Source organism: Brucella tritici, from assembly GCF_008932285.1.
GTDB classification, from domain to species: Bacteria; Pseudomonadota; Alphaproteobacteria; order Rhizobiales; family Rhizobiaceae; genus Brucella; species Brucella tritici.
Genome location: NZ_WBVY01000005.1, coordinates 77,599 through 91,196 on the forward strand (window position 1 = coordinate 77,599; position 13,598 = coordinate 91,196).

A 13,598-nucleotide genomic window follows, 5' to 3' on the forward strand; every position below is an offset into this window, starting at 1 on the left:
TCATGGCTGCACAGTCGAGTTCACGCCCGGATTCCCTTTTTGGCCGGGCCATTCGTGAAGGGTTCTTCGCCGGTCTTCTGGCTCTGGGCCTCTTCTGCCTCATCATCGGTTTCAAGACCGATCAGAACATCAACAACGAACTGGTGCTTGTTCAGCGCTGGGGTGCGCTGGCCGTCATGGTCGCGCTGGCTGCGGTTGGTCGTTTCCTGTTCGTTGCCTTTGCACAGCCATGGCTGGAGGCGCGCAAGCTTGCCAAGAGCAAGCAGCCAGCCGCTGCGGTCGAAAGCCCGTCTTTCGTGCGCCGCAACTTCTCGCGCCTCGGCGTTGCCTTCCTTTTTGTCTATCCGATCCTGATCGTCGCCTTCCTCGGCTGGCAGGGATCGCTCAAATGGGTCGATAATTTCGGCGTCCAGATCCTCATTTATGTGATGCTGGCCTGGGGCCTCAACATCGTGGTGGGTCTCGCCGGTCTTCTCGATCTGGGTTACGTCGCCTTCTATGCAGTGGGCGCTTATTCCTATGCGCTGTTGTCGGCCTATTTCGGCCTGTCCTTCTGGATGCTGCTGCCTATAGCCGGTATTCTCGCCGCAACATGGGGCGTCATTCTGGGCTTTCCGGTCCTGCGTCTGCGTGGCGACTATCTCGCCATCGTGACGCTTGCCTTCGGTGAAATCATCCGTCTGGTGCTTATCAACTGGACGGATGTTACTCGCGGCACCTTCGGCGTTTCGGGCATTGCCAAGGCAACCTTCTTCGGTCTGCCCTTCAATGCCAGCAAGGACGGGTTCGCGGCCCATTTCGGCCTCACCTTCTCGGCGGCCCATTACAAGTTCTTCCTCTATTACGTCATCCTTCTGCTGGCGCTCCTGACGGCCTGGGTCACCATCCGTCTGCGCCGCATGCCGGTTGGTCGCGCATGGGAAGCACTGCGTGAAGATGAAATCGCCTGCCGTTCGCTCGGCATCAACACCACCACGACCAAGCTCACGGCTTTTGCCACGGGCGCGATGTTCGGTGGTTTTGCCGGCTCCTTCTTTGCCGCGCGTCAGGGCTTCGTCAGCCCGGAATCCTTCGTGTTCCTCGAATCCGCCGTCATTCTGGCGATCGTCGTTCTGGGTGGCATGGGCTCGCTGGTCGGCATCGCCATTGCTGCGATCGTCATGATCGGCGGTACTGAAATTCTGCGCGAAATGAGCTTCCTGAAAGCGATTTTCGGCCCGGATTTCACGCCGGAACTCTATCGCATGCTCATCTTCGGCCTTGCCATGGTGGTGGTCATGGTCTGGAAACCGCGCGGTTTTGTCGGAAGTCGAGAACCGAGCGCCTTCCTGCATGAGAAGAAGATGGTGTCGGGTGCCTTTACCAAGGAGGGGCACGGCTGATGGCGGAGATAAGCACTATGTCTGGCACTGCGCCTGATAAAGCCGAATTGGGCAACACTGAAAAAGACACCATCCTGCAGGTCGAGCATCTCTCGATGCGCTTTGGCGGTCTCGTGGCCATCAACGATCTGAGCTTCAACGTGAAGCGTGGGGATATCACGGCGATCATCGGCCCGAACGGTGCAGGCAAGACCACGGTCTTCAACTGCATCACCGGTTTCTACAAGCCGACGGGCGGCATGCTGACGATGAACCGGAAGACGGGCGACAAGTTCCTGCTGGAGCGCCTGCCTGACTTCCAGATCACCAAGCAGGCCAAGGTGGCGCGTACCTTCCAGAATATCCGCCTGTTCTCGGGCCTCACCGTTCTGGAAAACCTGCTGGTCGCGCAGCACAACACGCTGATGCGCTCATCGGGCTTTACGATCCTCGGCCTTCTCGGTCTGCCGGGCTACAAGTCGGCGGCGAAGGACGCGGTTGAAAAGGCGCGTTACTGGCTGGAGAAAATCAACCTGATCGGTCGTGCGGACGATCCGGCTGGCGATCTGCCCTATGGCGATCAGCGCCGTCTGGAAATCGCCCGCGCCATGTGCACCGAGCCGGAAATCCTCTGTCTCGATGAACCGGCCGCCGGTCTCAATCCGCGTGAATCGGCAGAGCTCAACAAGCTCCTGCTCGATATCCGCAAGGAAACCGGCACGTCGATCCTGCTGATCGAACACGACATGTCGGTGGTCATGGAAATCTCCGATCATGTGATCGTGCTGGAATATGGCACCAAGATTTCCGACGGCGCGCCGGAGGAAGTCAAGAACGATCCACGCGTTATCGCGGCCTATCTCGGCGTGGATGACGAAGAGATTGCCGAGCTTATTGAAGAGGCGGACAAGCCGGGTGTTGCTGATCCAGCGCAACTGGTCGCTGCCCAGCTCGCCGAAGAAGCCATCGAGGAAGAAATTTCCGAAGAGACGGGTGAAGCGCCGTCTGGACGCGCTTCGCTCGCTGGTGGTCTGGCCGCAGCACGCGGCGGAAAGGCCGATAATCTGACCCTCATCAAGGGCATTGGCGCGGTCAACGAGAAGAAGCTTCACGAACACGGCATCTATCATTTCGATCAGATTGCCGCCTGGAGTGAAGCGGATATCGTGGAAGCTGAAACCTATCTGGAATTCGACGGGCGTATCGCACGCGAAGACTGGGTCGGGCAGGCCAGGCAACTCGCCGCCGGTCAGGCGACCGAGTTCTCCGAGCGCGTTGAAGCTGGCGATGTTCCGACGAGCCATAAGACTGCTCCCGTGAAGGCTGGCAAGAGTGGGGCTGCGAAAAGCAGCGGCGCAAAACGCGCCAAAGCCCCGACAAAAGCTTCTGCCAAGCCGAAGAAGGGAGGCGAATGATGCAGGCTGAAACCATGCAGAAAAAGCAACCGCTTCTGGCCGTCGAGAAGGTCGAGACCTATTACGGCAACATTTGCGCCCTGAAGGGCATCGACCTCACTGTCGACGAGGGCGAGATCGTGGCGCTGATCGGTGCCAACGGTGCCGGTAAATCGACGCTTATGATGACGATCTTCGGTTCGCCGAAGGCTCGTACCGGACGCATTCTCTTCAATGGCAAGGATATCACATCCATGCCGCCGCACGAGATTGCCAAGCTGCGCATTGCGCAGTCGCCGGAAGGCCGTCGTATCTTTCCGCGCATGACGGTTCTGGAAAATCTCCAGATGGGCGCAAGCCTCGATAATCAGCAATATTTCGAAGAAGACGTAAAGCTGATGTTCGACCTGTTCCCGCGTCTGAAGGAACGCATCAACCAGCGTGGCGGCACGCTTTCGGGCGGCGAACAGCAGATGCTGGCAATCGCCCGTGCACTGATGGCGCGCCCGAAGCTCCTGCTTCTGGATGAACCGTCGCTCGGTCTGGCACCATTGATTGTGAAGCAGATTTTCGAAGCGATCAAGGAACTGAACCGCACGCAGGGGCTGACCGTGTTTCTCGTCGAGCAGAATGCATTCGGTGCGTTGAAGCTCGCTGACCGTGGCTATGTGATGGTCAACGGCTCGATCACCATGAGCGGCGCTGGCCGCGAATTGCTGGCCGATCCGGAAGTCCGCGCTGCCTATCTCGAAGGCGGAAGGCACTAGGAGGAAATCATGCAGGGTATTCTCTACGAAGAACCGTCATTCTGGTTGTTTTTCCTCATTACCTGTCTGCTGGGCGGCTGGGCTGCCTGGATGACGGGGCGTGCCTGTGCTTCGACCTGGCGCACCTATCCGCAGCTTCTGCTCTATCTGATCCCGCTGGGGGCTGCGGTGCGCTTCATCCACTTCGCGCTGTTTGAAGGAACGCTTCTTTCGGTCCATTACTATCTGGTTGATGTAATCGTGCTGATGATTATCGGTACGGTGGGCTTCCGCTACACGCGTACCAAGCAAATGGTGCGGCAATATAGCTGGCTTTATGAAAAAGCTTCGCCTCTCAGCTGGAAGGCAAAATAAATTTAAAGCTTCGCCGTCATGCGGCGAAGCTTTTTTGTAAGATCACGTTGACAGTAATAAGATTCAGCGTAGATATTGCTGAGTAATCAGCAAGAAAATAAAGCGATGCAAAACATCGTTTCGGGGTAAATACAATGATGGGAGTTCCAACAATGAAGAAATCGCTTTTCGCAGGCGTTGCTCTTGCAGCAGTAATGGCTTTCGGGGGCTCGGCTTGGGCTGATGTAGTTTTGGGTATCGGTGCACCTTTGACCGGTCCGAACGCCGTTTATGGCGCGCAGATCCAGAAGGGTGCGGAAGCCGCGATCAAGGAAGTCAACGATGCGGGCGGCATCAATGGCGAGAAAATCTCGATCTCGCTCGGTGATGACGTTTCGGATCCGAAGCAGGGCATTTCCGTCGCCAACAAGTTCGCAGCCGACGGCGTGAAATATGTCATCGGTCACTTCAACTCGGGCGTTTCGATCCCGGCTTCGGAAGTCTATGCCGAAAACGGCATTCTTGAAATCTCGCCTGCCGCGACCAACCCGGTCTATACCGAACGCCAGCTCTGGAACACGTTCCGTACCTGCGGTCGTGACGACCAGCAGGGCATCGTAGCCGGTCAGTACATCTTCGACCATTTCAAGGATGCGAAGATCGCCGTCATTCACGACAAGACCCCATATGGTCAGGGCCTTGCCGATGAAACCAAGAAGAAGCTCAACGAACTTGGCACCAAGGAAGCCCTTTATGAAGGCGTGAACGTTGGTGAAAAGGACTTCTCCGCTCTGATCGCAAAGCTCAAGCAGGCTGGCGTGAATGTGGTTTACTGGGGTGGTCTGCATCCGGAAGCCGGTCTCATCATCCGCCAGATGGCCGATCAGGGCCTGAAGGCCCAGTTCATCTCGGGCGATGGCATCGTGTCCAACGAACTGGCCTCGATTGCAGGTCCGGCTGTCGAAGGTACGCTCAACACCTTCGGTCCCGATCCGCGCAACAACCCGAACAATGCCGATCTGGTGAAGAAGTTCCGCGATGCCGGTTTCGAGCCGGAAGCCTATACGCTCTATTCCTATGCGGCTGTTCAGTCGCTGGCGCAGGCTGCAAAGGCTGCCGGCAGCAACGATCCGCAGGAAATCGCCAAGGCGCTCAAGGAGAAGGGTCCGTTCAAGACCGTTCTCGGCGACCTGTCCTATGACGAAAAGGGCGATCCGAAGCTGCCAGGCTACGTCATGTACAAGTGGGAAAAGGGTGCTGACGGGAAATATACTTACATTCAGCAGTAAGTTTCCCTTATATTCTTTCCCGATGAATGGAGATGCCCGGCTTTGCGCCGGGCATTTTCGTTTTCAGGCTTCTGATCCGCATAAAGTCATGCGGAAAAAGCAAGATATAGACGAAATCATTACTTTACTTCGTCAACGGGCGTGATTGTATCTATATTGATGATTGGACATAGGGCGATTCTCTATGTCTGATCGCGCGATCTGGTGGGAGGACCAGTTTCAACGCGGGTAGTTTCAAGCCCGAATTGCGTTCCTGGGGCTGACGCGATCTCCCATTCGAATATCAGGTTTATGCGGCGCCTCTGTCGTCGCTGTCGAGCCTGCAAAAATGGCGGTTGTCTGATCCGGTCAGATTGCCGTTCTGAATGAGTGTTTTGATGCGTATTCCGAAACCGTTTCCAGCTTTCGGACTGCGTTTAGTGGGAGCAACTGAAATGAAGAAATCCTTATTCTGCGGCGTTTGCCTTTCGGCGCTGGTTGCAATGGGCGGCGTATCCTTTGCTGACATCCAGCTCGGCGTTGGCGCACCTCTAACCGGTAGCCAGGCGGCTTTTGGCGAGCAGATCAAGCGCGGTGTCGAAGCGGCAGTCGCAGAAGCCAATGCCAAGGGCGGCATGAATGGCGAGCAGATCACCATCGTCTATGGCGATGATGCTGCCGATCCGAAGCAGGGCATTTCCGTTGCAAACAAGTTCGTCGGCGATGGCGTTCAGTTCGTCATCGGTCATTTCAATTCCGGCGTCAGCATTCCGACTTCGGACATCTACGCTGAAAACGGCGTACTGATGATCGCGCCAGGCACCACCAACCCGACCTTCACCGAGCGTGAACTGTGGAACACCTTCCGCACCTGCCGTCGCGATGACCAGCAGGGCATCGTTGCTGGCAAATATATGGCCGACAATTACAAGGACGGCAAAGTTGCCATCCTTCACGACAAGACGCCTTACGGGCAGGGGCTTGCCGATGAAACCAAGAAGTCGCTCAACGACAATGGCATGAAGGAAACGCTCTACGAAGGCGTGAATCAGGGCGACAAGGACTTCTCCGCGCTCATCTCCAAGATGAAGGCTGCTGGCATCACCGCTGTTTACTGGGGCGGCATGCATCCGGAAGCGGGTCTGCTCATCCGTCAGATGGATGATCAGGGCCTCAAGGCACAGTTCATTTCGGGCGATGGTATCGTGTCCAATGAACTTGCCTCGATTGCCGGTGACGCTGTGGGTGGTGTCATGAACACTTTCGGTCCCGATCCGCGAGACGACAAGTCGAATGCGGAACTGATCAAGGCTTTCCGTGACAAGGGCTTTGAGCCTGAAGCCTATACCTTCTATGCCTATGCCGGTGTGCAGTCGCTGGTTAATGCCGCCAATGCTGCCGGAAGCAACGACCCGCAGGAAGTTGCGACCGCGATGAAGGAAAAGGGTCCGTTCAAGACCGTTCTCGGCGAAATCTCGTTTGACGCCAAGGGGGATCCGAGCCTTTCGCCTTACGTCATGTTCGAATGGCGCAAGGGTGAAGACGGCAAGTATAATTACTTCCAGAAGTAATGGAGCATTTCCAGCAGAAGTGCGAAGCGGTTTTGCGTTGGATAATGCGAGAACACAGATGCTTAGAGCGGTTCTGATGATTGCTTCATAAAAGGAGCCGCTCTTGTGCCTGATATATTAGCATAAAGTGCTACAAAATTCATCAATCTGCCCGGCATTTAGTCGGGCATTTTGTTTTTATCTCCCTGTTGCACAGTTTGTTTGCGCTTGTGTCTATTGCAGGTTAAGCAATGGCGCCTTTGTCATTGCAGTTAGGGAGATCTGCCTTGTCTTTCGCCCAAAAGCCTATCCGGAAAATTCTGGTCGCCAACCGATCTGAAATCGCAATCCGCGTATTCCGCGCCGCCAATGAGCTGGGGCTCAAAACGGTGGCCATATGGGCTGAGGAAGACAAACTTTCCCTGCATCGCTTCAAAGCCGATGAAAGTTATCAGGTCGGTCGCGGTCCGCATCTGGATCGCGATCTTGGTCCGATTGAAAGCTATCTTTCCATTGATGAAATTATTCGCGTCGCCAAGCTTTCGGGTGCCGATGCGATTCACCCCGGCTATGGCCTTTTGTCCGAAAGCCCGGAATTTGCCGAAGCTTGTGCCGAAAGCGGCATCATCTTCATCGGCCCGAAGCCGGAGACCATGCGCCGCCTCGGCAACAAGGTTGCGGCCCGCAATCTTGCCATCGAGATCGGCGTACCCGTGGTTCCAGCCACTGAGCCGCTTCCTGACAATATGGAGGAAGTGAAGAAGCTTGCGGCAGAAATCGGCTATCCGCTGATGCTGAAGGCGAGCTGGGGCGGTGGCGGTCGCGGCATGCGCGCCATCCGCGCCGAAGCCGATCTTGCCCGCGAAGTCACGGAAGCCAAGCGCGAGGCCAAGGCTGCATTCGGCAAGGATGAGGTCTATCTCGAAAAGCTGATTGAACGCGCGCGCCATGTCGAAGTGCAGATACTGGGCGATACCCATGGCAATGCGGTCCATCTTTTCGAGCGTGACTGCTCGATCCAGCGCCGCAACCAGAAAGTCGTGGAGCGGGCGCCGGCGCCTTACCTCAATGACGCGCAGCGTCAGGAACTGGCAAGCTATGGCCTGAAGATTGCCCATGCCACCGATTATATCGGTGCGGGTACTGTCGAGTTCCTGATGGATGCCGATAGCGGCAAGTTCTATTTCATCGAGGTCAACCCGCGTATTCAGGTTGAGCATACCGTCACCGAGCAGGTGACCGGCATCGATATCGTCAAGGCGCAAATCCATATTCTCGAAGGCTTCGCCATCGGCACACCGGAATCGGGTGTGCCGCGTCAGGAAGATATTCGCCTTAACGGCCATGCGCTTCAGTGCCGTATCACCACGGAAGACCCGGAACAGAACTTCATTCCTGATTACGGACGCATTCAGGCCTATCGCTCGGCATCGGGTTTCGGCATCCGTCTGGATGGCGGTACAGCCTATTCGGGTGCCTTCATCACCCGCTACTACGATCCGCTGCTGGTCAAGGTGACCGCTTCGGGCGCAACATCTCTGGAAGCCATTCGCCGGATGGATCGCGCCTTGCGTGAATTCCGCATCCGTGGTGTGGCGACGAATCTCACTTTCCTTGAAGCGATCATCAATCATCCGAAGTTTCAGGCCAACGACTATACGACGCGCTTCATCGACACGACACCGGAACTGTTTGAGCAGGTCAAGCGGCAGGATCGTGCCACCAAGCTTCTGACCTATATTGCCGACGTGACGGTCAATGGCCACCCCGAAACCAAGGGGCGTGCAAAGCCGGCTAAGGATGCAGCCAAGCCGCGTGTGCCGTGGTTCGGCGATAAGCCGGTTGTAGATGGCACCAAGCAGCGTCTGGATCAGCTTGGGCCGAAGAAGTTCGCGGAATGGGTGCGCAACGAAAAGCGTGCGTTGATTACCGATACGACCATGCGAGACGGCCATCAGTCGCTTCTGGCGACGCGCATGCGCACTTACGACATTGCCCGCATTGCCAATTCCTATGCGCAGGCGCTGCCGAATCTGTTTTCGCTGGAATGCTGGGGCGGTGCGACATTCGACGTTTCGATGCGTTTCCTCACCGAGGACCCGTGGGAGCGTCTGGCACTGGTGCGTGAAGCTGCGCCGAACCTTCTTCTGCAGATGCTTTTGCGCGGTGCAAACGGCGTCGGCTACAAATCTTATCCCGACAATGTCGTAAAATATTTCGTGCGAGAGGCGGCACGCGGCGGCATTGATCTGTTCCGCGTTTTCGACAGTCTCAACTGGGTCGAGAACATGCGCGTGTCGATGGACGCGGTGCTGGAGGAAAACAAGCTCTGCGAAGCGGCGATTTGTTACACGGGCGATATTCTCAATCCGGAACGCGCCAAGTATGACCTCAAATATTACGTCAATCTGGCGAAGGAAGTTGAAAAAGCTGGCGCGCATATCATTGCGGTGAAGGATATGGCGGGGCTTTTGAAGCCTGCCGCGGCCCGCGCCCTGTTCAAGGTGCTACGCGAGGAAACCGATCTGCCGATCCATTTCCATACGCATGATACGTCGGGCATTTCGGCGGCGACCGTTCTTGCCGCGATTGATGCGGGCGTGGATGTGGTCGATGCGGCGATGGACGCTCTCTCCGGCAACACATCGCAGCCTTGCCTTGGTTCCATCGTTGAGGCGCTGCACGGTTCAGAACGCGATCCGGGCCTCGATCCGGATTCGATCCGCCGCATCTCCTTCTATTGGGAAGCTGTACGCAACCAGTATGCGGCGTTCGAAAGCGATCTCAAAGGACCGGCTTCAGAAGTTTATCTGCATGAAATGCCGGGTGGCCAGTTCACCAACCTTAAAGAGCAGGCCCGTTCGCTGGGACTTGAAACCCGCTGGCACGAGGTGGCGCAAGCCTATGCCGATGTGAACCGCATGTTCGGCGATATCGTCAAGGTCACGCCATCCTCCAAAGTTGTGGGCGACATGGCACTGATGATGGTCAGTCAGGACCTGACGGTTGCCGACATCGAAAACCCGGCAAAGGATATTGCTTTCCCGGATTCCGTGGTGTCGATGATGCGCGGCGATCTTGGCCAGCCGCCATCGGGATGGCCGAAGGCGCTTCAGAAGAAAATTCTGAAGGGCGAAGAGCCGTTTACCGTGCGTCCCGGCGCCCTGCTGGAGCCTGCCGATCTGAACGCCGAGCGTGAAGGGTTCGAGGAGACTGTCGATCGCAAGATTTCCGATCGGGAATTCGCGTCGGCGCTGATGTATCCGAAGGTCTTCACCGATTATGCATCCGCGCAGGAAACCTATGGCCCAACAAGCGTTCTACCAACGCCAGTCTATTTCTACGGCCTAAAGCCGGAAGAAGAGGTCTTCGTCGATCTGGAACGCGGCAAGACGCTGGTGATCGTCAATCAGGCGATGAGTGAAACCGACGAAAAGGGCATGGTGACCGTGTTCTTCGAGTTGAATGGCCAGCCACGCCGCATCAAGGTGCCGAACCGCGCCAAAGGCGCTTCCGGTGGTGTCCGTCGCAAAGTAGAAGCCGGGAACGACCGCCAAGTCGGTGCGCCGATGCCGGGTGTTGTCTCGACGGTTGCCGTGGCGACCGGCCAGACGGTTACGCAGGGCGACGTGCTGCTTTCCATCGAAGCGATGAAGATGGAAACTGCTATTCATGCCGAGCGTGATGGCACTATCGCGGAAGTGCTTGTGCGCCCCGGAGAGCAGATCGACGCCAAGGATTTGCTCGTCGTCTACTCGTAACAGTTATGGGCTTCAGCCGAAGCGGATCGATCTTCGGATCGCGTTCCAGGTCTCCTTTTCCCTCATCCTGAGGAGCCGTTGAAAACGGCGTCTCGAAGGGCGAGGGAAATGCACAACGCCTGCCCTCGTCCTTCGACAGGCTCAGGATGAGGGGGAAGCGTAGTGGCCCATCAGACCGTAACTGTCGCTTTCGCAGTCGTTTAAAGCATCAGAAACGTTAATGCCGTGCCTGTCAAAAGGTACGGCTTTTGTTTGCGCTTGCAGGGCTTCCAAAATCTGGTATGCATGTTTATGCCGATTTATGCATGATTGTGCATGGTGGGAGGATGACGGTGACAGAGCTTCTGCTCCACGAAAGACAGGCGCGCATTCAGGAACTGCTACAACAGTCAGGCCGTGTGCTGGCGGCTGAACTGGCGGAAAGCTTCGGCGTGTCCGAGGATACGATCCGGCGCGATCTGCGCGAGATGGCGGCGGCAGGGCTTTGCAGGCGTGTCTATGGCGGCGCGTTGCGTGCGGTGCCTGAGCCTTCCCCGCTCGCAGAACGGGATTCCGAGCGACCACAGGCGAAGGCTGCGCTGGCCGCCGTCTTGGTGGGACTGGTCGAGCCCGGCATGACTGTGTTTCTCGATGCATCTTCGGTAAATACGGCGCTGGCGCGGCTTTTGGTCGAACGCGGCGAAGCCGTCACTGTGGTCACCAACACGCCGTCCATCGCTGCCATTCTCATGGGCTCGCCGGAGATTGAGCTGATATTGATCGGCGGACCTATCGACCGGCGGGTGAGTGCTGCCGTCGGGGCGCGTGCCTTGCGCGATGCCGAATTGTTGCGCCCTGATCTCTGTGTTTTGGGTGCGTGCGGTATTGCCGCTGAAATCGGCGTGACGGCGCTGCATCTGGACGATGCGGAATTCAAACGGGTGATTGCCGGGCGCAGCCGGATAGTGGCGCTTGCCATTACAAGCGACAAGCTTGGTACGGTTGCCGCCCATGATGTCGTTCCCTTGGACGATGTCGGTGTCATGGCTGTCGAATATGATGCGGATGAAGCAGCGCTTGCGCCCTATGCGGCTTCAGGTATGAAGATTTTACGTGCGGCAGCGGACCGCAACTGAGGGATAGATGGAACAGGTTTCCGGACGCGAAGATGCGGCGCCTGCGCGTGCGCCGATTATAACCAGAGAGCGGATTGCCGTTGCGCTTCTCTTTCTGATGAACGGCTATATTTTTGGTGGCTGGGCCCCGAAAATCCCGGAGTTTGCTGAACGCCTCGGACTTGATAGTGCCGGAATGGGACTGATGATCCTTGTCTTTGGCCTTGGTTCTCTGGCTATGATGCCGGTCGCAGGTGCGCTTTCTGCGCATCGCGGTTCGGGCATTGTGGTGCGCATTTTTGCGCTTGCCTTTATCCCGGCGCTGCTGGTGATCGCATTAGTGCCGAATGTAGTCACTGCTGTGATCGTTATGTTCTATTTCGGCGGGACCATGGCTGCGATGGATGTCTCCATGAATGCCAATGCAGTCGCCGTCGAGAAAAAGATGCGCCGGGCGATCATGTCCTCCTGCCATGCTTTCTGGAGCCTTGGCGGTCTCATAGGTGCCGCGACAGGCGGTTTTCTCATCGCGCAATTCGGGTCGACCGTTCATGCGCTGGTCACGACACTTGTCGCCGCCATCCTGATCGCTACGGCATGGCCTTCGATCATCCCGGATACGGAGCATCATCACCCCAGTGGCGAAAAGCAGAAGCTTACCTTGCCGCGCAATCCCCTGCCCTGGCTTGTCGGTGTCATGGCGCTGTTTTCCATGGTGCCAGAAGGGGCGATTCTCGATTGGGGCGCCTATCATATGCGTCAGGACTTGGGCGCGTCCGTTACGGTGGCGGGCTTCGGCTTTGCGGCCTTTTCGGGTTCAATGGCGATCATGCGTTTTGCAGGCGATCTGGTGCGTGATCGTTTCGGTGCGGTTAAAACCCTGCGTGCCTGCACGATCATCGCTATCATCGGAATGCTGATCGTCGGTTTTGGAAACAGTTCGGCAACGGCGATTATCGGCTTCGCGATCTGCGGGATCGGCATTTCCAATATGGTGCCGATAGCCTTCTCGATGGCTGGCAATATGCCGGGTGTCAATCCGAGCGTCGGCCTGTCCATCGCAACGACGCTTGGTTATTCCGGCATGCTGGTGGCGCCGTCGCTGATCGGTTTTGTTGCAAAGCATAGCGGCTTCGGCGTGGTGTTTCTGGCGCTTCCGGTTTTGCTGCTGGTCGTGTTGGCCTTCTCAAGTCTGGCCCGATACGCGGATCAAAAGCACTGAATTTTCTTATGCCACGCATCTTATCCGAAAACCGGTTCCCACTTTTCGGGATGCGTTACTCCGCTGTCCAGCCACCATCGACAGGAATGGCAGCGCCATTGATCTGCGCTGCCGTATCGCTTGCGAGGAAAGCGGCAAGGGCGCCAATCTGTGCGGTGGTGACGAATTCCTTCGTTGGCTGTTTGTCCAGCATCACTTCGCGGATCACGGTTTCGCGGTCCATGTGATAGGCCTTCATCTGGTCCGGTATCTGCGCCTCGACAAGGGGGGTCAGAACATAGCCGGGACAGATGGAATTGGCGGTGATCTTTGCGGTCGCAAGTTCCAGCGCCAGCGTTTTGGTGAAGCCGACAATGCCGTGCTTGGCGGCCACATATGCCGACTTGAACGGCGATGCCACGAGGCCATGTGCTGAAGCGATATTGATAATGCGGCCCCAGCCAATCTTACGCATATGCGGGATCGCGGCAGCCGAGGTGTGAAAGGCCGATGTCAGGTTGATTGCGATGATGCGATCCCATTGCTCGGTCGGAAACTCCTCGACCGGAGATACATGCTGGATACCGGCATTGTTGACGAGAATGTCCACACTGCTGAACTGCTTTACCGTTTCTGCGATCAGTGCGCGGCATTGGTCGGCCTTCGACATGTCGGCCGCAATATAGACCACGCTGACGCCATGTTCTTCGCCGAGCTTGCGTGCGAGGGTATGATCCTCCTCACGGTCGGTGAATGAGTTGATCACGACGTTGTGTCCTGCCGCCGCCAGCGCATGGGCTATACCAAGGCCGATCCCGGAATTTGATCCGGTGACGATTGCGGTCTTGCGGGCAGATGCGTCGGTCATG

10 protein-coding genes are annotated in these 13,598 nt (G+C 56.9%); 9 read left to right on the forward strand and 1 reads right to left on the reverse strand.

The window, feature by feature from the left end; genetic code table 11:
- The first annotated feature begins 2 nt into the window (after nt 1–2).
- The 9 genes from livM to F9K94_RS19400 all read left to right on the forward strand — a co-directional run bounded on the left by livM (nt 3) and on the right by F9K94_RS19400 (nt 12,750).
- Entirely contained in the window at nt 3–1,382 is a 1,380-nt protein-coding gene (gene livM, locus F9K94_RS19360) for a high-affinity branched-chain amino acid ABC transporter permease LivM (protein WP_061347976.1), read from the forward strand.
- Nucleotides 1,382–2,776 carry an ATP-binding cassette domain-containing protein gene (locus F9K94_RS19365; RefSeq protein WP_407922056.1) on the forward strand — a complete coding sequence of 465 codons (1,395 nt, stop codon included), beginning with the start codon at nt 1,382–1,384 and terminating at the stop codon, nt 2,774–2,776. Before livM ends, F9K94_RS19365 begins: the two co-directional genes overlap by 1 nt.
- Entirely contained in the window at nt 2,776–3,522 is a 747-nt protein-coding gene (locus tag F9K94_RS19370) for an ABC transporter ATP-binding protein (protein ID WP_061347978.1), read from the forward strand. Before F9K94_RS19365 ends, F9K94_RS19370 begins: the two co-directional genes overlap by 1 nt.
- A gap of 9 nt (nt 3,523–3,531) precedes the next feature.
- Nucleotides 3,532–3,876, forward strand: a complete 345-nt coding sequence (locus F9K94_RS19375; RefSeq protein ID WP_071633441.1) for a DUF6867 family protein — start codon at nt 3,532–3,534, stop codon at nt 3,874–3,876.
- A gap of 152 nt (nt 3,877–4,028) precedes the next feature.
- On the forward strand, nt 4,029–5,144 hold the full coding sequence (locus F9K94_RS19380; protein WP_061347980.1) for a branched-chain amino acid ABC transporter substrate-binding protein: 1,116 nt from the start codon (nt 4,029–4,031) through the stop codon (nt 5,142–5,144).
- A gap of 434 nt (nt 5,145–5,578) precedes the next feature.
- Nucleotides 5,579–6,694, forward strand: coding sequence for a branched-chain amino acid ABC transporter substrate-binding protein (locus F9K94_RS19385; protein ID WP_061347981.1), 1,116 nt, complete (start codon nt 5,579–5,581; stop codon nt 6,692–6,694).
- A gap of 266 nt (nt 6,695–6,960) precedes the next feature.
- Nucleotides 6,961–10,434: a pyruvate carboxylase gene (gene pyc / locus F9K94_RS19390; RefSeq protein WP_151647828.1), complete on the forward strand. Its 3,474-nt coding sequence runs from the start codon at nt 6,961–6,963 to the stop codon at nt 10,432–10,434.
- 326 nt (nt 10,435–10,760) lie between these two features.
- Entirely contained in the window at nt 10,761–11,549 is a 789-nt protein-coding gene (locus F9K94_RS19395; RefSeq protein ID WP_151647830.1) for a DeoR/GlpR family DNA-binding transcription regulator, read from the forward strand.
- A 7-nt stretch (nt 11,550–11,556) separates the two neighbouring features.
- Nucleotides 11,557–12,750 carry an MFS transporter gene (locus F9K94_RS19400; protein WP_151647832.1) on the forward strand — a complete coding sequence of 398 codons (1,194 nt, stop codon included), beginning with the start codon at nt 11,557–11,559 and terminating at the stop codon, nt 12,748–12,750.
- Between the two features lie 55 nt (nt 12,751–12,805).
- Here F9K94_RS19400 and F9K94_RS19405 read toward each other — a convergent pair whose 3' ends face one another.
- Complete coding sequence (locus F9K94_RS19405; RefSeq protein ID WP_151647834.1) at nt 12,806–13,597, reverse strand: 3-hydroxybutyrate dehydrogenase; 792 nt, start codon at nt 13,595–13,597, stop codon at nt 12,806–12,808.
- Between the last annotated feature and the right edge of the window lies 1 nt (nt 13,598).